Source organism: Acinetobacter sp. FDAARGOS_515, from assembly GCF_003938865.1.
GTDB classification, from domain to species: Bacteria; Pseudomonadota; Gammaproteobacteria; order Pseudomonadales; family Moraxellaceae; genus Acinetobacter; species Acinetobacter ursingii.
This window is the reverse complement of sequence record NZ_RKIX01000003.1, coordinates 2814515-2840107: the sequence shown is the minus strand read 5'-3', so window position 1 is coordinate 2840107 and position 25593 is coordinate 2814515. Positions and strand designations below refer to the sequence as shown.

The window sequence follows — 25593 nt, the reverse complement described above, 5'->3', positions numbered from 1 at the left end:
TCAGAAATGTGGCTAATGTATCAGTAATGAGAATTACTATCAATTTTATTTAAAATTAATTTTACAACATTAGTCTCTGCCCCATCCTGTGCCTAATGCTGCAATCAGTTGCATTGAATTGATCATCTGACGTTGTTGTAATTCCAGTCGATCTTGTTCTGCTTGCAAACGTAAGTTTTGTGCTGTAACTACTTCTAAATAACTGACCAGTCCAGAATTATAACGCTGAGTGACAACACGTTCATTTTCATGGGCTAGATTTAACAATTGAGCTTGTTCTGAAGCTTGGTGTTTTAGACTTGCTGATTGCATTAAGCCATCTTCCACTTCTTTCCAACCCGTCAATACTGTTTGCTTATATGCAGCCAGTTTTTCATCATAATTGGCTTGTGCTTGATCAATCCCCGCTTTACGTTTTCCGCCATCAAATACTGTCGCTGCGGTATTTAAACCAATTGACCAAAGATAGTTTGGTGATTGAAAAAGTTGTGAAAATATATTGTTATTTAAGCTTCCATTTAAACCAATACTCAGGTCTGGAAGCCATGCGGTTTGCGCTAAACCAAGTTGTGCATGTGTGGCAGCCAGTTCTCGTTCAGTGCGAATTACATCTGGTCGCTGAATTAATAAATGACTTGGAATCTGGGCAGGAATTGTAGGGACATTAAACTGAGCTGTTTGCTTGCCAAGCTGAAACTGAACAACCGTTTGGCCGAGTAATACAGCGAGGATATTTTCTTGTAAGTTTCTTTCACGTTGTCGTTCAATTTGTTGAATTTCGACTTGTTTGAGTTGTGTTTCTGCCTGAATAACATCTGCACGAGCGATCATACCCGCCTGATATTGATTTTTTAAAATTTGCACCGAACGTGCATAACTTTGCCGAGTTTGTCTAAGTACATCGAGCTGTAAATCTAATAATCGAATATTCCAGTAGCTTTGTGCTGCTAAAAGTTGCTGATTCAGCTTGACCGCTGCTAAGTCTGCCTGTGAAGCTTCCAGATTGGCTTGTTGTCCCTCTACAGCTTTGGCCACTCTGCCCCATAAGTCAGGCACCCAACTGGCTTGTATTCCTGCACTAAATTGGCTAGTCGCCTTATTATTTTTACTGCCATTCCGATTTGCCGTGCCTTCGACACCTAAGCTGGGTAAACGTGCGGAACGTTGCTCATCAAGTAAAGCGATCGCATTGCGATAACGCGCTTCGGCCTGTTTTAAAGTTAAATTTTCTGTATTAAGTTGCTGAATCAAGGTATTGAGCTTTGTATCTTGATAAAGTTGCCACCACTGAGAGGTTTGGGGCGTCAAAGTTTGAGTTTGTACCCAATTTAATGAAGCATATTTATACTGCGTATCTGCCTGAATAACAGGTTGTTGATAAGCAGGTGGATGCGTCACTATATTTGAACTACACCCTACAATTAGTAAGACACAGCTAAAACTGGGTAGATGAGAGGTGGATCAGGAAATTTGAACAACACTTATAAGTGATATTTTGCTCCCCAAATGATGTTATAAACATCAATATATGGAGTATTTTATGGCACGTAGACCAAGAAGAAATCATTCAAATGATTTTAAAGCTAAGGTAGCACTTGCTGCGATTAAAGCAGAAAAAACACTTGCTGAATTGAGTGCTGAATTTGATGTTCATCAAAACCAAATTATCGACTGGAAAAATCAACTGATTTCAGCTTCCTCGCAAGCTTTCGATCAATCAAAAGCTCCAACAGAACCACCCATCGATCTAAAAAAACTACATGCAAAAATCGGTGAGCAGGCATTAGAAATTGATTTTTTAGAAGGTGTGTTGAAGAAACTGGGCCGCTTCAACCACAAAAGTTAATCGATGACTCACTTCAGATTTCAGTATCTAAGCAAGCTCAGCTGCTGAAAGTCTCCCGTGGTTGTTATTACTATCGCCCAAAACCTGTGAGTGCATCAGATCTGAAGCTAATGCGGTGTATGGATGAGTTACATATGCAATACCCTTTTGCAGGTAGCCGGATGATGCGTGATTTGTTGAATCGTCAAGGACATCATATAGGACGACGTCATACACGTACTTTAATGAAGAAAATGGGCATTAATGCGTTATATTGCAAACCAAATTTAAGCCAGGCTAATCAAGCTCACCGCAAATATCCATATCTGCTCAAAGGATTGGCTATTCAGCGCAGTAATCAAGTGTGGTCTACGGATATAACGTATATCCCTATGGCAAAAGGCTTTGTTTATTTATGTGCTGTGATTGATTGGCATAGCCGCAAGGTACTTGCGCATAGAGTATCGATTAGTATGGAGGTTACATTTTGCATAGAAACATTAAATGAAGCTATTGAAAAATATGGTCGACCTGAAATATTTAATACAGACCAAGGCAGTCAGTTTACCAGTGATGCATTTATTGATGTATTGAAATCAAATGGCATTCAAATCAGTATGGATGGTAAAGGTCGATGGGTTGATAATGTGATGGTTGAACGATTATGGCGGAGCGTTAAATATGAAGAGGTGTATCTCAAAGCCTACAGCAATGTTTTGGATGCGAAGAAGCAATTAAACGCATATTTTGAATTTTATAATTTGAAACGACCTCATTCGAGTCTGGACAAAATGACTCCAGATGAGTTTTACTATGACCAGCTACCACAACAAAATAAGGTAGCTTAACTAGAGCAGAGTATCACTTATAAATAAGCTTTTAGTTGTTCAAACATGTGGGACCACCTCTGATGTTTAGATAAAATCGAACTGATCACTTTTCTATTTTCCTATCTATTTCTATCTTCTATAGCCGAAGGCATTGGTAATATTGAATTGTTTACACATTTGAGCCAGTTTCTCTAACAAGAGATACATCACAGGTGTGGTATAGAGGGTTAAGAGTTGACCCAATGCCAAACCACCCACGATCACAATGCCCAAAGGTTGTCGTAGTTCAGAACCTTCAGTTGTACTGAGTGCCAATGGAATAGCGCCTAATAAAGCTGCGGTATTGGTCATTAAAATAGGACGAAACCGCAATGCTGCCGCAGATAGAATCGATTCAAATGCTGTCTTGCCCAGCCGACGTTGCTGTAAGGTGAAATCAATCAGTAAAATTGCATTTTTTACAACAATTCCAATTAATAAAAACATGCCCAGTAAGGCGATCAGGCTAAATTCAAAATTAAATAACCAAAGTGTGAGTAAACCGCCCAAAGCCACAGCAGGAACCGTTGACAGTATCGTCAATGGATGGAGCATACTTTCATAAGTTACGCCTAACACGATATAAATCAGCACAATAACTGCTAAAAGTAACATCGGTGTACTTAAGCCGGCTTGTAAACTTTCTGCTTCTACATCTTGATCTGTTGCAACAAAAATCTGATGAGGCAGCATGACCTGTGGCAATACACCACGAATCGCGGTCTCGGCTTGTTCAGCCGTGTAACCTTGTTTGAGTACATAGCCAATACCCATTGCGGCATATTGGTTGCGTCGATGTACGCGATCATTTGTAATTCCATATGACCATGTTGCGAAGTTAGTCAGTGGTACATATTCACCGTTTTGATTCGGAACTTTGATATTTGCCAATGATTCTGGATTTTCAGTAAAACGCTTATCAATTTCCATCACGACATGAAATTGATTGGTTTGATCATAAATGGTCGAAATTTGTCGTTGTGAAAATGAGTTGTTCAGTACACTTGAAATACTTTCAATATCAACGCCTAAACGTCGTGCGGCCTCTCGATGAATATTGAGCGTGACATGCTGAGCCCCTTCATCGCCTAAAGTTTCCACCTCTTCAAGCTCAGGTAGTTTTTGCATCGCCTCTGCAACTTTCGGCGCCCATTTTCTAAGTAAGGCAACATCATCCGATTGCAATAACAGCAAATAGTCCTGCCCTCCACTTGTAGCAAAAAGATCTTCCAGATCAAGATCCTGTTGAACTCTTGCCGAAAATATTGCCCCTGCTAACCACGGAGCATTTTGACGAATCCTTTCAGCAATTTCATGCGTTGTCTGACCATCGCGTTCAGCTTTAGGTTTTAAACTCACCATAAAGAAGGAATTGGTGGTTCCGCCAGCGCCGCCAGAAGTTCCAATCACATCTTTTATTGCAGGATCTTTGAGCAAACTTTGGCTAAATGTCAAAATTTTAGGCTGCATAATCTGAAAAGAAAAACCATCATCCCCTCGAATGAATGTTTCGATTCGGCCTGTATCCTGCTCAGGTAAAATCTTTTTAGGCAAACTTTGATATAAATAGATTGAACCCGCAATTGCACCTAACCAAAGTAGTATCGCGAGATATGCATGACGCATGATCCACTTTAATGAATGCAAATAATGCAGTGTTAAGTACTGCATCATGCGTTGGCTATACGTATATAAAACTTGATGATTCTGCGAATTTAAAGGCTTTAAACAACGGGCCGATAGACTTGGAGTTAAAATTAAAGAAACAAAAACTGAGAGAATAACAATGAAAACCAGTGTGAGCGAAAATTCCCTAAATAGCCGCTCAATGACCCCACCCATAAATAATACAGAGATAAAAATCACAATCAGTGCCAGATTCATGGCAATCAGCGTAAATCCAACCTCCCGAACGCCTTGAATAGCTGCATTAAATGGTGTTTCTCCCTGTTCAATGTGACGTTCAATATTTTCAAGAACAACAATGGCATCATCTACGACTAACCCAATCGCAACAATGACTGCCATAATGGATAAATTGTTCAGCGAAAAACCTGCCAAATAAACCAGACTTGTCGCGCCAATCAAAGTAACTAACATGGCGATGGTCGGCACAATTGCACTTTGTAGTCTTCCTAACATCAGCGCAACCACAATCACAACCAATAGCATAGAAAAAAGCAAGGTATCACGCGCTTCTTTTAAACCTGCATGAATAATTTCAGAACCATCCATGACTGTTGTCAACTGTGCATCGGCAGGAATAAGAGAATTTAATTCAGGGAGTTTGGCCTTGATTTTTTCAATCGTTGCGATGGTATTGGCATTGGGTTGTCTGCTGATTTTAATAATGACCGCAGGTTCACCATTATGGAAACCACTGACATAACGGTTCTCAACGGAATCTTCTACTTTTGCAATATCTTTTAGTCTGACAATACCCTGCGGTGTTTGATGGATAATTAAATTGTCAAAATCTGCCGCAGCTTTTAAATCGGTTGAAAGTGCAACTTGCCAACGATGTTGCTGATTTTCAATGACACCTAATGACTGTACGACATTACTTTTTTCAACTGCCTGTCGAACTTGCTCCAAAGAAACTCCTTGTGAAATCAGAGCATTTGGATTTAACACAATACGCACTGCAGGCATTGACGCACCATCAATTTCAACTTCACCAACACCACTGATTTGGGCAAGATTGGGTTGTAACTGATTGGTTGCCAACTCATATAATTGACCTGCAGATAAATATTTGGAACTCAGCGCAAGATAAAAAATGGGGCTTTGACTGGGGTTGACCTTAAAATATTCAGGAGGGCTAGGCATACCAGAAGGCAATTGAGATATTGCGGCATTGATAGCGGCCTGTACTTCACGCGCTGCTTCATTGATATCTGTATCCAGATCAAAATGCAAAGTGACTTGGGTCGAGTTTTGACTACTAGACGAATTAATCGCTTTGATGCCAGACACGCCCATCATGGCGCGCTCCAGTGGTGTTGCCACTGTAGCTGACATACTTTCAGGACTTGCACCTGGTAAATTTGCACGTACTACAATGGTCGGGATATCTGCCTGAGGCAAAGCCGCGACGGGTAACCGAAAATATGCCAATATACCAAGCAAAATCATGGCAATGCCCAGTAAAACGCTAGCAACAGGTCGATGAACAAACAGAGCAAAGATATTCAAGTGATTGCTCCTGATTCATCAACAGATGGATTTATCTTGTTCTGCTGATGCTTAATTCGTTGTAAACGATCGAAAAACAGATAAACCACAGGCGTGGTAAATAAAGTGAGAATTTGGCTTAGGATAAGACCACCAACCATTACAATACCGAGTGGCTGACGTAATTCAGCGCCAGAACCAGACGCTAGCATGAGAGGAATTGCGCCGACAAGTGCGGCTAATGTCGTCATTAAAATCGGTCTAAAACGCATTAAGGCAGCTTGATAAATCGCTTGTTCAGGAGATAAACCTTCATTGCGTTGAGCTGCCAGTGCAAAATCGACCATCATGATGCCGTTTTTTTTCACGAGTCCAATGAGCAAAATAATCCCGATCAGCGCGATCATATCGAGTGGCTGGTTGACCATAAATAATGCCAATAATGCACCAATGGCTGCGGACGGTAGTGTAGAAAGAATCGTAATCGGATGAATAAAACTTTCGTACAAAATACCCAGTACAATGTACATCGTGACAATTGCAGCAATGACTAGCCAGAAAGTATGTTGTCGCGAATTTTCAAAAGCGGCTGCCGCACCTTGTAAACTCAGATTGATTTCAGCAGGAGGTTTTAGTTCCTGTTCTACTCGCTTGATCGCTTGAATCGCTTCTCCAAGTGATACACCTTGCGCCAGATTAAATGAAATGGTATTGGCTGGAAATTGGGCTTGTTGTTGCAAAACACTCGCTACTCTTTTTTGCTCAATACTTGCGACAGCACTCAGTTGGATTGCTTCACCATTTGCATTATGAATATAGGTATGGTTTAAACCATCAAGCCCTTGGGTCAATGCAGGATCAAGTTCCAATACAATCCGATATTGATTAGACTGTGTATACAAAGTCGCAATCTGGCGTTGTGCAAATAAATTTTGCAATGCCAGACTAATATCTTCAATGGAAAGTCCTAAACGCGCTGCGGCATCTCGATTGACATCAATATAAGCCTGCAATGCTTGTCCACCATTTTCACTGGTGACATCTGAAAACTCAGGCTGTTGCTTTAATGCATCAACTAAAACAGGTGTCCATTGTTGTAAATCCTGAGTTTTTGCTGTGCTGAGACTGAGTTGATATTGGGTACGACTAATTTTGTCTTCAATACTTAGTTCCTGAACGGGCTGCATCCAAGCATGAATCCCTTGTACATCAGCAAGTTGATCTCGTAAACGATCAATCACCTGCTCCGCCGAACTTCGCTCTGCATGTGGTTTTAAATTAATTAAAATACGGCCATTACTGAGTTTTGGATTATTGGCATCAATGCCAATAAATGAGGACAAACTCGCAACAGTAGGATCTTTTAAAATCTGTGCGGCCAAGTTTTGCTGACGTTCACTCATCGCCTGAAAAGAAATATCATCTGGTGCTTCAGTCACCACTTGGATGACACCACTATCCTGCACAGGAAAAAACCCTTTAGGAATCATCCAATACAAAACACCTGCTAAAATCACGGTACTCAACATAATACCGAGCATGAGTGGCTGATGTTTAAATACCCATTGTAATGCTTTTGCATAGCAGTCAATGACTTGATCCAGACTCCATCGGCTATTTTTTTGATGATGTTTATTTTCTTTAAGTAAGTAAGCACACATCATGGGCGTGAGCGTTAAAGACACCACCAAAGAAAGTGCGATCGCTGCCGCTAAAGTCACCGCGAATTCATGAAATAAGCGTCCGACGACATCGCCCATAAACAGCAATGGAATCAAAACGGCAATTAATGAAATAGTCAGTGAAATCAGGGTAAATCCTATTTCCTTTGCACCCTTGAGTGCAGCCTGTAAGAGATTTTCTCCTGCTTCACGATGCCGCGTAATATTTTCCAACATGACAATCGCATCATCAACCACAAAACCAGTGGCGATGGTCAGAGCCATGAGCGTTAGGTTATTTACCGAGAATTCGAGAAAATACATCAATACAAAAGTGGCAATAATCGACAATGGCACGGCAATACTGGGAATTATGGTCGCGGACAAATTTCTTAAGAAAAGGAAAGTGACCATCACCACCAGACACACTGCAAAAACCAATTCTTTTTGTACATCACGGATCGAACTCCGAATGCTTTCAGTACGATCCGTCAAGACTCGAATTTTTACACTTTCAGGTAGATTTTTTTGCAATTCAGGTAAAATATTTTTGATCTGGTCTGCGACCTGAATCACATTGGCATTGGGCTGACGTTGTACATTGACTAAGATTGCAGACTGCTGATCTGCCCAAGCTGCCATATAGCGGTCTTCACTTCCTTCCTGAATCTGTGCAACATCTTTCAAACGAATCGGTGCGCCATTATTCCAGCGCAAAATCAAATTTTCATAATCTGCAATAGAACGAATCTGATCATTGGCATTTAGCATCGTGGTCCGATATGGCCCATCAAAACTGCCTTTAGGCTGATTGGCATTGGCGGAATTAATGGCTGAACGAACATCTTCAGCACTCATTTTATAAGCTGCCAGTGCTGTTGGATTCATTTGAACACGTATAGCGGGACGCTGCCCACCCGCCAAACTGACCATTCCCACACCAGATAATTGTGATAATTTTTGTGCGATGCGAGTATCCACCATGTCATAAACAGTGGTGAGGGGCAAAGTATCTGAACTGACCGCCAAAGTAATCACAGGCACATCGGCAGGATTTACTTTTCGGTAGACAGGTGGCGTCGGTAGATCATTGGGCAATTTACTACTGGCCGTACTTAAAGCAGATTGTACTTCTTGTTCAACCACCCCTAACTCAGCACTTAGTTCAAATTGTAAAGTAATGACAGACGCACCGACAGAACTGTTTGAGGACATCTGCTTGAGGCCAGCAATTTTGCCCATTTCACGTTCGAGTGGTGCTGTAATGGTTCTTTGAACCGTATCTGGATTAGCACCTGGTTGAAAGGTATAAACCTGAATAATAGGATAATCGACTTGTGGTAATGCCGAAACAGGTAAAAACCGCCAAATAAGTAAACCACTAAATAGTAGTGCCAGCATTAACAATGTAGTGGCAACGGGTCGTAAAATAAAGAAACGGGAAATATTCATTGCACTTAACCACGTGCTGTTTTAGTTGTTGTAGATGGCGCTTTTTCATCTTGAACAACTTGAGCTTCTTTACCTTCAGCAAGACGGTCTATTCCTTCTAAAACGACTCGCTCATTACCTTGTAATCCTTGTAAAACCTCTGTCTGACCATTCGAACTCATCCCTAGTTTGAGCATGCGGATTTCAGCTTTATTGTCTTTATTAATAATATAAACATAAGTCCCTTTAGCGCCGTTTTGAATCGCATCTGTGGGAATATTGATTGCATTTTGAATGGTTTGAGCATTTAAACGGACATTGACAAATTGATTTGGAAATAACGTATCATCGCGATTTTCAAAAATAGCTTTGAGTTTTAAAGTACCTGTATGGGTATCAATCTGATTATCAAGTGCTTCCACATATCCTGTCGCAAGCTGTTTTTTTTCTGAGCGATCCCACGCAGTAACTTGAACTTTCTGACCCTTTTGCACAGAACCTCGCAACACGTCCAGATAATTTTCAGCGATTGCAAACTGTACATAAATTGGATGTACCTGTGTAATGCTGACTAGACCTGCTTCTTCATTGGCTTGGATTAAATTTCCCGCATCTTTTTGTTTAAAACCGACACGTCCTTCAATGGGCGCATAAATCTTGGTATAGGAAAGTTGTAACTTTGCTGCATCGACCTGTGCCTGATTCGCCTGAATTTGTCCTTTTAACTGGTTGACTAACGCTTGTTGCTGTTCAACTTGTTGTCTGGCAATCGAATCCTGTTTAAAAAGTAATTGATATCTGTTCAGTTCACTTTCAGCATTACGCAATTGAGCCAGATTTTGCTGTTGGGTTCCCTGAGCCTGAGCTAAAGCAACATTAAAGGGTGCTGGATCAATTTGAGCCAGAAGCTGCCCTTTGCTGACATATTGCCCGTCTTTAAAAAAAATCTTTTGCAATACACCAGAAACCTGACTTTGAACTTTAACAAGATGCGTGGGAACAACAGTTCCAATCGCCTTAATTTCAAATTGCATATCGTTTCTTTGTACAGGGATTACACGTACAGGTACAGGTTTACTCCACTGGCTATATTCCAGTGTTGGAGTTTGACGGGATTTCCACCAGTAAATTGCCAATACTATCGCCAATATGACAATCACAATGACTACAAACCATTTTGTATTTTTTGGGAGAGTTTGAGATTTTTTTTCAACATTCGACGGTTGTTCTATCATTACATTCACTTAAATCGGTATCAATTTTGATCAAATTATTTTCATCCTGCTTCCCCTTAAAAGCGTGTTGAAATGGATGAAATTGGTATTTGTATTAACTAAGACGTTTGAACCCGCAAAAAAGGATCAATTTTCGTGTAAGTAATTGTATATGATTTTTATAAACGATTCTCATTATTATTAAAAATAGCTTAAATTTTTTGAAAAAATCCAATTAAATTTTATTTTTAGTTTTTATCGATCATAAATTTTCTTTCATAAGCCCCTGTTATCTCTAGCGATGGCAGAAAATAAAAGGGGTTTTTAAATAACGATGAAAGAAGTCTCATGATCAATGAACTTTTATTGATCCGATATCAGCCATTTATTCTGAACATTGACACGTTTTGGAATAAAAATAAGAGAACACAGTAATAGAATCCCAGCAATCCAGTAAGGCAATTCGTTTTTATAGTGGTAAAGCAGCGTTGCAATCAATGGTGAAACCAGCATCGACAGGCCTTGTGCCGCAGAAATGAGTCCTGATGCCGCACCCTGTTCATGAGCATCAACAGCAAGTGAAGTCATGGTATTGATCATCGGCAGAATTAAACCGCCCCCAATACCCATAATCACAGCACTAACAATAAAGAAGAATAAACCTTGGGTAAGTGTAAATAAAATTGTTCCAAGCGCCATGCATAAAATTCCTATACCGAGTAGGAATAGATGACGTTTAGGTTTTAACTTGGAAATCAAAACTTGTACGATAATTAAAGTCAAACCGACAGCACTAAGTGTCATTCCGCCAACAGTCGCACTTTGTTGCTGTGTCGCCAAATTTAAATGGTCTTTGCTAAAAAAACCGATACACATATTAAAAGTAAAAATGCAATTCATGGTGAGGAACATCACCAATACTTCAAACCAAATGCGTGAATCTGTCATTTTTAGATGTGTTTTCTCAGAAAGCTCTAAAACCAGTCTGTCGCTTTCCTGTACTTTAAAATAAGTCAACATCAAGGCAAATAAAGGTAAAATTGCTGCACAATAAAAAGCAAAACTTAGGTCTAAACCAGCTAATAAACCTCCGATAAAAGGCCCTAAAAAAATCGCAATACCCGCCGCTGCACCTAGCATGGCAATCTTTGACGCACGTTCTTCAGGTGCATAATGATCTGCAATATAACCCACCATCACTGGATTGATCCCAGAGAAAAAAGCAGCAATAATACAACGCAAAATCAGCATCACCGATAACATGGTTAAAATGCTTAAGGGGTGTTGTAGTGTGTAACCAATAAAAACAGCCCATATCAGATAAAAGATAAAGAAACCCAATGTGAGCGGTAATAATACTTTCTTACGTCCCAACTCATCACTACGCTGTCCCCAGAATTTTGCACTGAGCATCCAGAACAAACCTGAAAGACTGACAATCAAACCTGCATGCCATTCTTGGAGACCTTGTGTCCTGATGACTGGTCCAATGGCTGGTAAAATCATCATAAAAGCCATTTGTAGTAGCATATAACTTAAAAACAACGCCTTAATATTATTCATTTTTTAGCTGACCTATCTTTAATTTCGCATGATTTTAAATTATTTCAACATTAATTATAATGATAATTATTATCATTTAAAAGTGATTTATCGTCTTTGAGTGGTCGTTATCGCAAATAAAAGGACTCAAAATGCACCCAACAGCAAATTTCATAACAAAATCATCTATTGTAATTCGTATGAAAATCTCAATATATCTTCCTGACTAATTGTAATATACGATGTAAACTAATCCTTAAACGTTAAATTTCATATTTAATCAATAGCTTATAAACTTCATAAATTTAACATAAATTTAATAAGTTTTCAGATTATAAAGGAGTTATCCATGACCACCCTGCCAAACACTATGCGACATATTGAAATCTCACAACCGGGTGAACCTGAAGTTTTAAAAATTGTTGAAGCTGAGATTCCTCAACCGAAATCCAATGAAATTTTGATTCAGGTCAAAGCTGCTGGAATCAATCGTCCTGATGTATTGCAGCGTAAAGGACTCTATCCTATGCCTAAAGGAGTTACCCCGATTCCAGGACTTGAAGTTGCAGGGATTGTGGCAGCGATTGGTGAGAATGTTCGAGATTTTAAAATTGGTGATCGAGTTTGTGCGCTCACCAATGGTGGTGGTTATGCAGAATATTGCATCGTACCTGCAACTCAAACGCTAATTATTCCAGAAAATTTAAATTTTGTTCAAGCAGCAGCAATTCCTGAAACCTATTACACAGTGTGGGCAAATCTATTTGATATTGGTCAACTCAAAGTTGGAGAAACTGCCTTGATTCACGGGGGTGCAAGCGGGATCGGAACAACCGCTCTCTCCATTTGCAATGCGTTGGGTATTCAGACTTTTTGTACAGTAGGAACTGATGTGAAAGTTGATGAACTTAGCGAGATAAGTACAGCAATCAACTACAAAAAAGATGATTTTGAAAAAGTTGTCTTAGAAAAAACAGAGCAAAAAGGCGTTGATGTTATTTTGGATATTGTGGGTGCGAAATACTTTATTCAAAATATGAATCTACTCAAACGAGATGGGCGTTTGGTTATTCTGGGTTTTATGGGGGGACGTATGGCAAAAGAGTTTGACTTACAACAACTCATTTTAAAGCGAGCAAATGTCACAGGTTCAACCATGCGCGCGCGAACTGATCAAGAAAAAGCTGAGATTACTCAATCATTAAAGCAAACGGTTTGGCCATTATTAGAACAAGATAAAAGCCTTCCTATTATTTATAAAACCTTTGCATTTGAAGATGTGGCGAAAGCACATACAACAATGGAGCAAAGTGAGCATATTGGTAAAATTGTCTTGGAACTAAACTAGTTTATAACGTTGGGAGGAACACAACCTCCCTTTTATTCAAATAAAATTCTGAATCAAGTTCAAAGGAAATTTTTCTCTATGAATGAATAAGTGTTATATTATAACAATATTCAAGATTTAAGATGCCTGCATGATTTCTGTCAAATATTTATTGAGTACAAGTCTCTTTATCTTAGGATTAACCGCATGTAGTCAATCCCCGCAAAGAAACTCATTTCCTGAAAATATTGCTAAAACTCCAGAAATTAAAAAATTACATAAACATACGCCTGTTTCTTATTTTGTCTGGATTGCACATCCGCGCAATGCCGATCGAGTGAAAAGTTATAAATACTATTTAAAGCAACAAGGTGTACAACTCGTTGCTCCAGATTTTGAGTTTTTCCGTTCAGCGCGGGGTTGGCAAGAATGCCATTATGATGAATACGATGTGCCAGAACCGAATGTATGGCCGAATATTGTTCCAACTCTAAATTTGTTATCTCATTTAGTCAAAAATGGCATATTAGATGATTTCGAACTGACCTCTAGCTATCGTTCCCCTACTCTAAATAGCTGTGTAAATGGAGCGAAGTCATCGAGTCATATGCAAAATGCAGCAGTTGACTTTCGCATAGGTCCAGAATTCCCCAATGCAAATGATCGCATCGCCATCGCAAATAGTAAGCTAAAACTGTGCAAATTTTGGCAAACTGAAGGACAAAAATATAATATGGGTTTAGGCGTTTACAGTACAGGTCGAATTCATATCGATACCAAAGGCTTTCGGACTTGGGGACCTGATTTAAGTTGGCACAGTTCGATCTGCGCAGAGATCATCCCTTAAGAAAAAGTTGTGCCGTTATATTTTTACTGGAGTTCGAGTGATTTGATACATTTTTGTCCAGAAAGCTTGCCAAAGTGCTAAATAACGCTGGGCAATGTCACGTAGCTCTGATTCATTTTCGGGGTGAATCGCCTGAATGAACAGTGACCAAAGATCATTTGCATGGTTATCATCATTGGCTAGATTATCCTGATCATTGGCAAAACCGTGACATGCGTAATAGCCCTGATCAAACATTTCACCAAATTTTTTCAGATTAATATGTAAGGCTTCACTAAAAATAATGACCTGTTTTTCAGTAATAGACAAAATAACTAATAATGCTAAGTAATTGTCATAGTGTTCACGAATAAAACTCTGAACCTCTAAAGCTTCAGATTCGATATTGTTTTGAGAAAGAGGATCTGCACCAAAGGTTTCCAAAATCTTTAAATAATAAGCAAAATGAGACTTCGCAGCAGAACTTTGCTCAAGCTGCGCAGTATCAAATCCTAATTCATCCAGTAAATTAAGGGAAAGCAAATAACGTGCATAAATTTTGGATAAAATTCGATTTTGAGTATAAATATTTGAATTATTTTCCAACTGTTGTGCTTGAAAAATCAGCATACTCAAGGCATCGGTAAAAATTTTTACGATACAATTTAAATAATTGATATGTATTATTTTTAACTGTTGTAGATCTAACTGTTGTGCTTTCAGATTTTTTAAAATGTCGTGCTCAAATAAAGCATGCTGATCAATCTCTACTCTGAACTGTTTCACTAACTCTGTATTGGATGTCCATATATCAACTGGTATCGCATTTTGAATAAAAGCAATTGCTTCAGTACGTGAGTGTTCAGATTGCGTAAATGAAAGATTCTGAATCATGGATTTATACTTCATATACAGAGTATTCAGTATATAAAAAAACAAATAACTGATCTATAGTCAAACTCGATGCACGATAAAAAATTTTAAAAATAAATAAGTTATGGAAAATCAGACGCAATAAAATCGGCTATTTGAGCTGATTATTTGTATTATCTTATAAACGCGACAAAACCACGCTAAGTGGTTAAATTTTTATCACATTTTCATTTAAGCTTTAACTTAAATGTTATACTGTAGAAATTATTTACTAAATTATCTAATTATCGCCGCTGTACGCCAAATGATGATGTATTTAGCAGGAATCCAAAAATATGTCGAAAAAAGATGACATTATTCATACCGCCTTACGTCTTTTTAACGCCAATAGCTATAACTCAGTTGGTGTAGATCGTATTATTCAAGAGTCAGGTGTTGCTAAAATGACTTTTTATAAATACTTTCCTTCAAAAGCCAGACTAATCGAAGAATGTTTAGATCAACGTAATATGAATTTACAAGAATCTCTAACTGCGTCATTAGACGCATGCGATGAAAATGACTTTCTAGGTCGAATTAAAGCGATTTATTTTTGGTATTCGGCATGGTTTCATACTGATGATTTTAATGGCTGTATGTTTCAAAAAGCAGTCGAAGAAGTCTTTAAAATCTATCCTTCCACCATTCGTCCAGCACTTGAATATAAAGAATGGTTGACCAGTACAATTCTTGACTTATTGCAGCATCTTCAAATAAAAAAAACCGCCTCTCTTGCCAATTTACTGGTGAGTATTTTGGATGGGATGACCATGCAAGCGCAAATTGATAAAGATTCAGTTGATATTGATAAGTATTGGGCGCGCGTTGAACGTTTGATTGAATTTGAAAGACAGATGTAAAGAAATAAAGCGTGAGTGATATTCTTATTTTATTTTTATCATTGTTTTATTTCACGCTTGCGTCTGAAACCTAAGCAACTTTATCAATAAAATAAATTTATTTAAAAAGTTGAATGTGCATAATTAAATTATGCCTTCTTATTTATTAGTACATATACGTGGAGATTTATGTACTAATCTTAGAAAACATAATGATGTTGATTTTCATGCTTGTACCCTCTCTTTGTTTTATCAAACTTAACAATCTAAAATTATTATAAAGTTATACATACAGGTCTGTATGAATGCTTCTTATTATAAATAAGTTCTAGAAAAGCACAACTTTTTTTTCAAGTGACATCTTTTTAGATTTTCTACATTCACTCATAATTTGCTCTAATTATGATTTTGTAGCGTTATTATTTTTATAAAATTCCTGTAAAATTAATTATGTTAAGATTTTATTTCACGTCATTTGGATGTATTCGTTCTATACTGATGCCCGCGGTAAAATTGAGGGTAAAATGATGCAAAAAGAGTTCCAAATCGAGCAGATGAGAAATTCAGCCGATAAGGTTGTGACTATTTTAAAGTCTCTGGCGAATACAGACCGCTTACTTATTTTGTGCCATCTTGCACAAGAAGAACTCAACGTATCTCAGATTGAAGAACGAACCCACATTACTCAACCCACACTTTCGCAACAGTTAATGATGTTACGTAAAAGTGAAGTGGTCGATACGCGTCGTGCAGGTAAGCAGATTTTTTACTCAATCAAAGACCAAAAAATGGTTGAAGTTTTGGGTACACTTTATCGTCTTTATTGCCCCGTAATGATTTAGATTTTTTATTGGATATCAGCATCTTACTTTTTTTAAATTCAGTATTTTTTTGAACTCTTTTAAAAAAAACTTAAGCTTCAAGATCATTCTGTATAAAATACTTTTTTTGCTGATTTAGCTGTATGTCGCTAAGGCTTGTTTATGTTATCGATTTTTTCTCGTCTGAGTCTTGTTACTAAGATATTGATTGCCATTATTTTAGGTTTTTTTGTAGCTGTATTTTTTCCAAGTTTTACGCCTTATTTAAGTTTACTTGGCGAGTTATTTATTAAAGCATTAAAGTCGGTTGCTCCCATTTTAGTTTTTGTGTTGGTCATGAGCTCTATTGCCAATTTTAAAGTGGGTCATAATGCCAATCTAAGACCTATACTAATTTTATACGCTGTTGGCATGATTTTAGCTGCCTTATGTGCCATTGTGGCCAGTCATTTTTTCCCAAGTTTTTTGTATCTCAATGCTGATGCTCAAACCGAGCTACAGCCTGCAAGTAGCCTGAGTGAGATTTTAAAAAATCTACTGCTGAGTTTTGTAGCAAATCCCGTGCAAGCGATTGCTGAAGCAAACTTTATTGGCATCTTAGGTTGGGCTGTTGGCTTGGGTATTGCTTTACGACATAGTTCAGATACAACTAAACAAGTTTTGACAGATATATCGCTAGCGGTGAATCAAATTATTCAAGTGGTGATTAGTTTTGCGCCGTTGGGTATTTTTGGTCTTGTTGCAGTGACATTTGCCGATGCAGGTTTGGCAACTTTAAAAAATTATGCTCAGTTAATTGCGGTTTTATTAGGCACTATGGTTTTTGTCGCTTTGGTCATTAACCCAATTTTAGTGGCAATCGTGATTCGTTCAAATCCATACCCTCTCGTGCTGAAATGTTTAAGAGAAAGTGGCATCACTGCATTTTTCACTCGAAGCTCAGCAGCCAATATTCCAGTCAATCTAGATTTGGCCAAACGTTTAGGGGTAAATGAGGCAACCGCTAGCGTTGCTATCCCGCTTGGTGCCACGATTAATATGGCCGGAGCGGCAGTGACAATTACGGTATTAACGCTGGCAGCCGTGCATACTTTAGGTATTCATGTTGATATTCTTACTATGATTATTCTATCTATTGTTGCTACAGTATCAGCATGCGGTGCTTCAGGTGTTGCTGGCGGTTCATTATTATTAATTCCAGTAGCCTGTGGTTTATTCGGTATTCCTTCTGATGTCGCTATGCAAGTCGTTGCGATTGGCATGGTGATTAGTGTATTACAGGATTCAAGCGAAACTGCACTGAATTCATCAACAGATGTGATATTTACAGCAGCGGTTGATATTGCATCAAAAAAATAACTATCGTTCAGGTTGAGGTCTTATGCCTTTTCAAAGTTTACCAAATTGGGTTCAATTTGCAGCATTTTTACTCGCGATGAATGCTGGAATGATTAACGTCTTGTCATTGATTACGGTGTTGCATCAATCCATTTCTCACATGACCGGCAATGTCAGTATGTTGGCAATGGATTTGGTAGACTGGAAAGTCCATAATATTATTTATCTGGTTTTTGTTATTGTTTGCTTCGTACTTGGTTCATTTTATAGTGGCTTTATACTTGGAAATAGCCAGTTCCAGTTAGGTCGTCGCTATGGTATTCCACTAAGTCTGGTGGCTTTATTTATTTTTATTTCGTGGTTGCTACTTCCATATTTCCCTCGTTATGGGCTACTTTGGGCATGTGCAGCCATGGGAATACAAAATGCGATGGTGAGTCATTACAAAGGTACAATTATTCGTACCACACATTTATCGGGAGTTCTCACCGATATTGGTTTGGCTCTTGGTTATAAGGCACGAGGTTTACCGCTAGATAAACGCCGTATTACTTTGCATTTGCTGATTTTAATCGGATTCTTTTTGGGTGGTGTCGCTGCCGCGCTGATCCATCCGCTGCTCTCTATTCAGGCCTTTTTAGTTCCTGCAACTTTAAGTTTGATTCTCAGTATCGCTTACTGGTTCATTTATCTTCGTCATTCTTCTTTGCATCAATAGTTTTGGAAATAGTTATGGTTAAAAATGCACTACAGGCACAACTGCTTAAAGCAGGTTTAGTCGATAATAAAAAAGCAAAAAAGTTGAATAAACAAACTCAACATGAACATCGCACGGGTCAAAGTAATGAAGCCGAGTTGAAAGCGAATATTGAAAAGAATAAACTCGACAAGCTTGAAAAGGATCAAGCACTCAATCAGGAAAAACAGCGTCTGTTAGAAGAAAAAGCATTAAAAGCAGCTATTATTCAGATGATTTCTCAGCATAAAATCAAAGAATTTGAAGGTGATATCGCCTACCAGTTTATTGACGACAACAAAGTCAAAAAGGTCTATATCTCTCAGACTATTTATAATGCCTTAGTGTCTGGTAGTTTAGTGATTGCAAAGGATCAGGAAAGCTACGCCTATTTGCCTAAAGCACTGGCTGATAAAATTAACCAGAAGATGGAAGGATTCATTCTGGTCAATCATGCTCAAAACAATGAGAAGACCACCGATGAGGAAGATCCATACGCGGCTTATGTTATTCCAGACGATTTAATGTGGTAATTCTCCTGAGTTAAATATTTGATTTTATTATTGTAAAAAGTCTGATTTAAATCGTATAAAAAAAGTATCTTTATACAATGTTACAAAGCCAAGCCTTTACACTCTACACAATTATTTATTTGTACAAAGGTGTAAAGGTTTGGATTTCTTAAAGCTTTTCCGTGATGTCGAAAACTGGATTGATCAATATCCATGGCTTGAGATGTTGACGTCACTCGGTATCCTTATTTTTTTAGCGGTAATTGCTAATTTTGTTGCGAAACAAGTGGTTGTTCGTGGTATTCGCAAACTCATCAGCAAAATTAAATCCGCAAACCAGTCCATTTTTGCACAGCATAGTGTGATTCGTCGTATTGCCAATATTGTTCCTGCGATTGTCATTATGAATGGCATTACCACTGTTCCCCATCTATCTGAAAAAATAATTATTTTTGTACAGATGGCATCGCAAGCCTTTATCTTTTTAACCATTGCCCTTGCGATCAGCGAAATGCTGAACATCTTTAATCTGGTTTATCAACGCAACCCCAACGCTAAAAATAAACCCATTAAAGGTTATTTACAGCTGGTTAAGTTGATGATTTTCATCGTCTGCGCTTTGATGGTTTTAGGTACATTCCTCAAAAAAGATGTATTTACCTTGCTCGCGGGTTTTGGTGCAATGGCAACCATCTTGATGTTGGTCTTTCAAAATACCATTCTTTCATTGGTCGCCAGTGTTCAGATTTCATCCTACGATATGGTACGTATTGGCGACTGGATTTCAATGCCATCACTCAATGCGGATGGCGATGTCATTGATATGTCATTACATACGGTGACCGTACAGAATTTTGACAAAACGTACACTACCATTCCAACCAATAAGCTAGTTACAGATACCTTTATAAACTGGCGTGGTATGAGTGAAGCGGGTGCTCGACGCATTAAGCGAGCATTATTTATTGATCAAAGCAGTGTTCATTTTATGACTGAACACGAACAAGAGAAGTTAAAGAATTTTTTATTACTAGATCAATACTTAGATACCAAGCAATCTGAACTGGAAAATTTTAATCATCAGTTGAGCAATCAGACCGTGTATAACCAGCGTCGTTTGACCAACCTTGGTACATTTCGAGCCTATATTGAGTTTTATTTAAAACAACATTCTGGAATTGCGCAAAATCAGTCCTTGATGGTACGTCAATTACAGCCGACCAGTGATGGTTTGCCACTTGAAATCTATGCATTCACAAATACCACTGTATGGACTGCCTATGAAGCGATACAATCAGATATCTTTGATCATTTACTCGCAATTATTCCAGAATTTGGATTAAGAATTTATCAAGCACCATCAGGTACTGATGTGAAATCTTTATCATCGGGTATAATCGTTGAGAATTTTACGCAAAAAAATTAAGAGACTATTATGCTGCTGCAATGGTTCGAAAAACTGGTTAATCCCTATCCTGAAACAAATTTAAACGAGCCATTGCCTACTTCCTTTTTTGCATTTGTATGGCAGTCGACCAAAGGTGTTCGTCCTTTCCTGATTTTATTGATTTTGTGTGCAGCAGGCGCAGCCAGTTTTGAAGCTTTACTGTTTTCACAAATTGGTCATTTGGTCGATTGGCTTAGCCAAAGTCAACCTAGTAATTTTCTAGAAAATCATACGCAACATCTGATTATTTTAACGCTTATTCTTTTTGCCAATATTTTATTTGTTTGTTTGCAGTCCATCGTAAAACATCAAATTTTATTTAGCAGTTTTCCGATGCGATTACGCTGGCGTTTTCATAACTTGTTATTACAACAAGGGCTTGATTTTTTTCATAACGACTTTGCAGGACGTTTATCTTCCAAAGTCATGCAAACTGCTCTGGCTGTACGTGAGTTCTGGATGATTTTAGGCGATATATTGGTTTATGTTATTGTCTATTTTATCACCATAAGTGCAGTACTGGGTGCAGTTTCGCCGATTTTACTGATTCCATTATCGATATGGCTCGGCTTATTTATTTTAAGTACATGGCTTTTTGTTCCTCGTCTGAGCAAGGTTTCAGAAGAACAAGCCGACGCACGTGCGGTAATGACAGGACGAGTCACCGATGCTTATACCAATATTCAAACCGTAAAACTCTTTGCACATGCAGGTCGTGAAAGTCAATATGCCAAAGAATCCATGATTGAATTCATGGAAACTGTATTTCGCCAAATGCGTTTAGGTACTTTATTTGAAGTCATTACCACCCTATTAAGCGCAGTATTATTTATTGGCGTGATTGGAACTGCTGTATGGTTATGGCTCAATGGTCAGGCGGGTTTGGGGGTTATTGCCGCTACCACTGCCATGATTTTAAAGCTCAATAGCATGTCAGAATTTATGATGTGGCAAACATCCATGCTATTTGAAAATGTCGGTACCATCCAAGACGGGATGCAAACGCTTGGCAAGCCAGTGAATATTCAAGATAAACCAGATGCCAAACCTTTAATCGTGAGCCAAGGCAATATTAAATTTGAGGATGTCTGTTTTGCCTACAATAAAAAGAACGTCATCGATCATTTTAATCTTAATATCCGTCCAGGTGAAAAAATTGGTGTCGTAGGTCGTTCAGGTGCAGGAAAATCAACACTCATTCAATTGCTTTTACATTTTTATACCCTCAACCAAGGTCGTATTTTGATTGATGGACAAAACATTGAAGATGTAACCCAAGATAGCTTAAGAGCCAATATCGCGTTGGTCACTCAAGATACTTCACTTTTGCACCGTACCGTGGCTGAAAATATTAAATATGGCAAACCTGATGCGACATGGCAAGAAATCTATGAAGCTGTGAAAAAGGCACAAGCTGAGGATTTTATCCCACAATTAACCGATATGCGTGGTCGTAAAGGTTACGACGCTTATGTAGGCGAACGCGGTGTCAAGCTTTCAGGTGGTCAGCGTCAACGTATTGCGATTGCACGAGTATTTTTAAAAGATGCTCCTATTTTAATCTTGGATGAAGCCACCAGTGCGCTGGATTCAGAAGTCGAAGCCGCGATTCAGTCTAGCCTTGATGCACTGATGCAAGATAAAACTGTGATTGCCATTGCACATCGACTATCCACCATTGCGCAAATGGATCGCTTAATTGTTTTGGATGAAGGTCGAATTGTGGAACAAGGTACGCATGAACAATTGATTGAACAAAATGGTTTATATGCCCAGTTATGGAAACGTCAAACGGGCGGTTTTTTAGTTGAACAACATGAAGTTGAGGACAAATAATAATGCTGTATCTGGAAGATTTAAACGTTGGGGATCGTTTCATTAGCCGTGAATATGAAATGACGCTTGAAGAAATTAAACAGTTTGCAGGTCAATATGATCCCCAACCTTTTCATCTAGACGAAGCAGAAGCAGAAAAAAGTTCGATATTTCAGGGATTAGCCGCCAGTGGTTGGCATACTGCGGCTGTCACCATGCGATTATGGACAGAATGCTTTTCTATTCAAGGAGGCTTAATTGGCTCAGAATCAAGTTTACGTTGGCCACGCCCTACACGTCCTGGTGATAAAATCCATGTTGAAGTTGAAATTACTGCAATTGTACCTTCAAAAACTAAAAATGATCGTGGTATTGTGAGCTATATCACACAAGCACTGAATCAGAATGGTGACGTATTACTGATCTCGACCACCAAAATTGTCGTTTTTAGGAAAAATGTATAAATGATAGGCATGAAATTTTGTCCAACAATTTCAGTATTTTTATTTTAAATTTCATGCCAAGATGTAACAGTTTAAACGAAGCACATGTAAAGCCACGGATAGCGAATGAAAATTAATTCAGCTCGTCAAGAACAAGGAATACCAGGCGTTTATGGCTTATTGCTATTAGATGTCGTGTCGCGTTGGGGATATAACGATCAAACCCTATTTGCTCCATTTCATTTAACCAGTGAGCAATTGGCCGATCCCGAATATCGGATTCCTATTCATGTTGCCAATGAATTGGTTAAACATGCTTTGCGTTTAACAGGTGAAACGACGTTGGGTTATCATCTTGGCAATCAGATGCGTATTTCCATTCATGGATTTATTGGTTATGCCATTATGACTGCGCATGACATTACCGATGCTTTGGCTTTAGCAACGCGTTTTATTCAATTACGCATGCCCTTTTTACAGCTTTACTTCTCTACTTTTGGGCCCAAAGCAACATTACAATTACAGTGTGATTTTGATCTTGAACCCTTGCGAACTGAAATTATTCTGGCATTGACCATTGGCATCATGAGCATGGCTAAAGCGTTGACGGGTAATGAAGAATTAACAGGTGAAGTAGATCTGGATTTTCAAAAACCTGAAGGTTTCGATAAATATTTGAATAAAATGAATATCGATATGCGTTTTGAACAACCGCATCTCATATCTAGTTTTGATAAGCAATATTTGGGATTAAAAATGGTGAATGCCGACCCGATTGCGAGTCAGATTGCGATTAATCAATGTGAATCTGAACTATCTGCCTTAGGTGAACGCCGTCGTTTGGCTATGCGCGTCCGCGATATTTTGACTCATTCTGAACAGCATTATTTAAGCATTGAAAGCGTTGCTGAACGTTTACATATGTCTGATCGGACTTTAAAACGTCAGCTTGCAGCCGAAGGAACTTCTTTCTCAACTTTGGTCGATGAAGTTCGGTATCGCCATGCAACCTCCCTACTTTCAAGAACAGATTATAGTCTTGAGCAAATTGCTGATGAACTAGGTTACTCAGATGTTGCCAATTTTAGTCGTGCTTTTAAACGCTGGAGTGGTCGTAGCCCTAGTAACTGGCGCAAAGACCCTTATTTATAAGCTTTTATTTTTATTTAAAAACCTGTATAACCACTTTCAAAATAAGCAAACTTTGGATGTTAAGGAGCTGCAATGAATCATCCTTCTGAATTGAAATATGCGAGTACGCATGAATGGGCAAAAATTGAGGGTGATCTTGTAGTCACTGGGATTAGTGATCATGCTCAGGATGCACTTGGTGATCTTGTCTATGTTGAAGTTCCTGAAGTTGGAAGTCATCTCACTGCGGGTGCTCAAGCGGGTGTGGTCGAATCGGTCAAAACCGCATCAGATATTCATGCACCTGTTTCTGGTACTGTGATTGAAATCAATACATCGCTTGAAGATGATCCTGATTTTATTAACGATGATCCTTATGGTAAAGGCTGGATTTATAAAATTAAACCAGACAATATCGCAGATGTAGAGCAACTTCTCTCCAATACTGAATACGAAGCTGGTCTGTAAGTAAAATCACCCATCTCCCACAATTATAAGGGAGATGGTTTTTCAGGATTTAAGCCGATTGACGTAATATGTTTTGACCCAGTTGATCAGCCATCTCTAACAATAAAGCTTCAGTTTTATCCCAACCCAAGCAACCATCTGTGACTGACTGGCCATAGGTCATATCGCATGAAATTTTTTGTTGACCATCGACCAAATGACTCTCTAACATAACACCACGAACGTTGCTAACAGTTCGCTCTGTAATGATTTGCTTTAATACTTCAGGTTGTTTCATTGGGTCTTTCGAACTGTTGCCATGGCTACAATCAATCACCAGTGCAGGTAATTCACCTTGGTATTTGCTGCTATAGTCGGCTTTAATCCGCTCGATCGAAGTGAGATCATAATTCGGGCCATGATTGGCACCACGTAAAATCAAATGTGCCAATGGATTACCTTTGCTTTGTAAAATTGCAGGTAAACCCTGCTGATTCATTCCCAAAAACTGATGTTGGTTTTCCGCCGATTGAATCGCATCAAGCGCAATCTGGATTGAACCATCTGTGCCATTTTTAAAACCAATTGCATACGGCATATGACTGGAAATTTCACGATGAATCTGTGATTCACTGGTACGCGCGCCAATTGCTCCCCAAGCCAAAAGATCATCAAAATAAGCTGTTGCCATAGGGCTTAGAATTTCACTGGCAATCGGTAAACCCATTTCAATGATCTGTAAATATAAAGCGCGTGATTTTTCCAAACCCAATTGCAAATCTGATGATCCATCAAGATTTGGATCATACAAAAAGCCTTTCCAACCGACTGTTGTGCGTGGTTTTTCAATATAAGCGCGCATGACCAGAAAAATTTGATCTTTAACCTGTTCTTGTAATTTGATCAATTTTTCTGCGTATTCTAATGCAGATACAGGGTCATGAATTGAACATGGACCAGCAATCACCATTAATCGTGAATCTTTGCCTGAAAGTATATTTTGGATGGTTTGACGACGTTCAGCAATTTGTTTGGCAAAAGTAGAAGATAGCGGATATGCCGCTTTTAATTCACATGGCAAGCTAAGCGAGATTTCTTTTGAAGTATTTTGTGCAATTAAAGTTTTATTGAGCGCATTCATTTGACTATTTCCTTTGGACTGACTCTATTTTCAGTCCGATCATTTATTTGAGCGATGTGGGTCTATTCAGTTGTAGGTTTTGACTAAAGTAAAACCAATAAACATTGCTAAAATATGAAGTCATCAAGTTATACACGGCACA

General features: G+C 38.6%; 20 protein-coding genes. 13 read left to right on the top strand and 7 right to left on the bottom strand.

Going from position 1 to position 25593, the window contains the following annotated elements:
* Nucleotides 1-69: 69 nt before the first annotated feature.
* A complete protein-coding gene (locus EGS47_RS15240; protein WP_416376709.1) occupies nucleotides 70-1398 on the bottom strand; it encodes an efflux transporter outer membrane subunit in 1329 nt (442 codons plus the stop codon).
* A 142-nt stretch (nucleotides 1399-1540) separates the two neighbouring features.
* Here EGS47_RS15240 and EGS47_RS15235 point away from each other — a divergent pair.
* A protein-coding gene (locus tag EGS47_RS15235; RefSeq protein ID WP_223235881.1) for an IS3 family transposase occupies nucleotides 1541-2673 on the top strand; the annotation gives its coding sequence in 2 pieces (ribosomal slippage) (nucleotides 1541-1793 and nucleotides 1793-2673; 1134 coding nt in all).
* Nucleotides 2674-2784: 111 nt separating this feature from the next.
* Here EGS47_RS15235 and EGS47_RS15230 read toward each other — a convergent pair.
* The 4 genes from EGS47_RS15230 to EGS47_RS15215 form a co-directional block, all read right to left on the bottom strand.
* Entirely contained in the window at nucleotides 2785-5889 is a 3105-nt protein-coding gene (locus EGS47_RS15230) for an efflux RND transporter permease subunit (protein WP_125269763.1), read from the bottom strand.
* The gene (locus tag EGS47_RS15225) at nucleotides 5886-8981 is read right to left on the bottom strand and encodes a multidrug efflux RND transporter permease subunit (RefSeq protein ID WP_125269762.1); all 3096 of its coding nucleotides are present in this window, start codon (nucleotides 8979-8981) and stop codon (nucleotides 5886-5888) included. The genes EGS47_RS15230 and EGS47_RS15225 overlap by 4 nt, the downstream gene beginning before the upstream one ends.
* Before the next feature lie 5 nt (nucleotides 8982-8986).
* The gene (locus EGS47_RS15220) at nucleotides 8987-10195 is read right to left on the bottom strand and encodes an efflux RND transporter periplasmic adaptor subunit (RefSeq protein ID WP_005004405.1); all 1209 of its coding nucleotides are present in this window, start codon (nucleotides 10193-10195) and stop codon (nucleotides 8987-8989) included.
* 342 nt (nucleotides 10196-10537) lie between these two features.
* The gene (locus EGS47_RS15215) at nucleotides 10538-11737 is read right to left on the bottom strand and encodes an MFS transporter (protein WP_005004406.1); all 1200 of its coding nucleotides are present in this window, start codon (nucleotides 11735-11737) and stop codon (nucleotides 10538-10540) included.
* A 328-nt stretch (nucleotides 11738-12065) separates the two neighbouring features.
* Here EGS47_RS15215 and EGS47_RS15210 point away from each other — a divergent pair, with 328 nt between their 5' ends.
* Both EGS47_RS15210 and EGS47_RS15205 read left to right on the top strand, forming a co-directional pair.
* Nucleotides 12066-13064 (top strand): NAD(P)H-quinone oxidoreductase, encoded by a 999-nt coding sequence (locus EGS47_RS15210; protein ID WP_005004407.1) that lies wholly within the window; start codon nucleotides 12066-12068, stop codon nucleotides 13062-13064.
* 130 nt (nucleotides 13065-13194) lie between these two features.
* Nucleotides 13195-13890, top strand: coding sequence for a YcbK family protein (locus EGS47_RS15205; RefSeq protein ID WP_005004409.1), 696 nt, complete (start codon nucleotides 13195-13197; stop codon nucleotides 13888-13890).
* A 15-nt stretch (nucleotides 13891-13905) separates the two neighbouring features.
* Here the strand turns inward: EGS47_RS15205 and EGS47_RS15200 are convergent, their stop codons facing one another.
* Entirely contained in the window at nucleotides 13906-14763 is an 858-nt protein-coding gene (locus EGS47_RS15200; protein WP_125269761.1) for a hypothetical protein, read from the bottom strand.
* A 314-nt stretch (nucleotides 14764-15077) separates the two neighbouring features.
* Here EGS47_RS15200 and EGS47_RS15195 point away from each other — a divergent pair, with 314 nt between their 5' ends.
* The 10 genes from EGS47_RS15195 to gcvH all read left to right on the top strand — a co-directional run bounded on the left by EGS47_RS15195 (nucleotide 15078) and on the right by gcvH (nucleotide 24331).
* The gene (locus EGS47_RS15195) at nucleotides 15078-15641 is read left to right on the top strand and encodes a TetR/AcrR family transcriptional regulator (protein WP_125269760.1); all 564 of its coding nucleotides are present in this window, start codon (nucleotides 15078-15080) and stop codon (nucleotides 15639-15641) included.
* Nucleotides 15642-16147: 506 nt separating this feature from the next.
* A complete protein-coding gene (locus tag EGS47_RS15190; RefSeq protein WP_034698510.1) occupies nucleotides 16148-16462 on the top strand; it encodes an ArsR/SmtB family transcription factor in 315 nt (104 codons plus the stop codon).
* Nucleotides 16463-16603: 141 nt separating this feature from the next.
* Nucleotides 16604-17800: a serine/threonine transporter SstT gene (gene sstT, locus EGS47_RS15185; RefSeq protein ID WP_004987761.1), complete on the top strand. Its 1197-nt coding sequence runs from the start codon at nucleotides 16604-16606 to the stop codon at nucleotides 17798-17800.
* Between the two features lie 22 nt (nucleotides 17801-17822).
* Nucleotides 17823-18497, top strand: a complete 675-nt coding sequence (locus tag EGS47_RS15180; RefSeq protein ID WP_004987763.1) for a YoaK family protein — start codon at nucleotides 17823-17825, stop codon at nucleotides 18495-18497.
* Nucleotides 18498-18511: 14 nt separating this feature from the next.
* Nucleotides 18512-19048, top strand: coding sequence for a DUF2058 domain-containing protein (locus EGS47_RS15175; protein WP_005004417.1), 537 nt, complete (start codon nucleotides 18512-18514; stop codon nucleotides 19046-19048).
* Between the two features lie 139 nt (nucleotides 19049-19187).
* Complete coding sequence (locus tag EGS47_RS15170) at nucleotides 19188-20453, top strand: mechanosensitive ion channel family protein (protein WP_005004418.1); 1266 nt, start codon at nucleotides 19188-19190, stop codon at nucleotides 20451-20453.
* 12 nt (nucleotides 20454-20465) lie between these two features.
* Nucleotides 20466-22310, top strand: coding sequence for an ABC transporter ATP-binding protein (locus EGS47_RS15165; RefSeq protein ID WP_119686191.1), 1845 nt, complete (start codon nucleotides 20466-20468; stop codon nucleotides 22308-22310).
* 2 nt (nucleotides 22311-22312) lie between these two features.
* Nucleotides 22313-22753: a MaoC family dehydratase gene (locus EGS47_RS15160; RefSeq protein WP_005004430.1), complete on the top strand. Its 441-nt coding sequence runs from the start codon at nucleotides 22313-22315 to the stop codon at nucleotides 22751-22753.
* 105 nt (nucleotides 22754-22858) lie between these two features.
* The gene (locus tag EGS47_RS15155) at nucleotides 22859-23884 is read left to right on the top strand and encodes an AraC family transcriptional regulator (protein WP_005004432.1); all 1026 of its coding nucleotides are present in this window, start codon (nucleotides 22859-22861) and stop codon (nucleotides 23882-23884) included.
* A 72-nt stretch (nucleotides 23885-23956) separates the two neighbouring features.
* Nucleotides 23957-24331 (top strand): glycine cleavage system protein GcvH, encoded by a 375-nt coding sequence (gcvH, locus tag EGS47_RS15150; protein ID WP_005004433.1) that lies wholly within the window; start codon nucleotides 23957-23959, stop codon nucleotides 24329-24331.
* A 49-nt stretch (nucleotides 24332-24380) separates the two neighbouring features.
* Here gcvH and EGS47_RS15145 read toward each other — a convergent pair whose 3' ends face one another.
* A complete protein-coding gene (locus EGS47_RS15145; protein WP_005004436.1) occupies nucleotides 24381-25451 on the bottom strand; it encodes a 3-deoxy-7-phosphoheptulonate synthase in 1071 nt (356 codons plus the stop codon).
* Nucleotides 25452-25593 lie beyond the last annotated feature (142 nt).

Excerpts from the sequence above, each read along its gene's own strand:
- EGS47_RS15225 (WP_125269762.1), bottom strand. The coding sequence starts at position 8,981 with ATGAATATTTCCCGTTTCTTTATTTTACGACCCGTTGCCACTACATTG.
- EGS47_RS15220 (WP_005004405.1), bottom strand. The coding sequence starts at position 10,195 with ATGATAGAACAACCGTCGAATGTTGAAAAAAAATCTCAAACTCTCCCA.
- EGS47_RS15215 (WP_005004406.1), bottom strand. The coding sequence starts at position 11,737 with ATGAATAATATTAAGGCGTTGTTTTTAAGTTATATGCTACTACAAATG.
- EGS47_RS15210 (WP_005004407.1), top strand. The coding sequence starts at position 12,066 with ATGACCACCCTGCCAAACACTATGCGACATATTGAAATCTCACAACCG.
- EGS47_RS15205 (WP_005004409.1), top strand. The coding sequence starts at position 13,195 with ATGATTTCTGTCAAATATTTATTGAGTACAAGTCTCTTTATCTTAGGA.
- EGS47_RS15200 (WP_125269761.1), bottom strand. The coding sequence starts at position 14,763 with ATGATTCAGAATCTTTCATTTACGCAATCTGAACACTCACGTACTGAA.
- EGS47_RS15195 (WP_125269760.1), top strand. The coding sequence starts at position 15,078 with ATGTCGAAAAAAGATGACATTATTCATACCGCCTTACGTCTTTTTAAC.
- EGS47_RS15190 (WP_034698510.1), top strand. The coding sequence starts at position 16,148 with ATGCAAAAAGAGTTCCAAATCGAGCAGATGAGAAATTCAGCCGATAAG.
- sstT (WP_004987761.1), top strand. The coding sequence starts at position 16,604 with ATGTTATCGATTTTTTCTCGTCTGAGTCTTGTTACTAAGATATTGATT.
- EGS47_RS15180 (WP_004987763.1), top strand. The coding sequence starts at position 17,823 with ATGCCTTTTCAAAGTTTACCAAATTGGGTTCAATTTGCAGCATTTTTA.
- EGS47_RS15175 (WP_005004417.1), top strand. The coding sequence starts at position 18,512 with ATGGTTAAAAATGCACTACAGGCACAACTGCTTAAAGCAGGTTTAGTC.
- EGS47_RS15160 (WP_005004430.1), top strand. The coding sequence starts at position 22,313 with ATGCTGTATCTGGAAGATTTAAACGTTGGGGATCGTTTCATTAGCCGT.
- EGS47_RS15155 (WP_005004432.1), top strand. The coding sequence starts at position 22,859 with ATGAAAATTAATTCAGCTCGTCAAGAACAAGGAATACCAGGCGTTTAT.
- gcvH (WP_005004433.1), top strand. The coding sequence starts at position 23,957 with ATGAATCATCCTTCTGAATTGAAATATGCGAGTACGCATGAATGGGCA.
- EGS47_RS15145 (WP_005004436.1), bottom strand. The coding sequence starts at position 25,451 with ATGAATGCGCTCAATAAAACTTTAATTGCACAAAATACTTCAAAAGAA.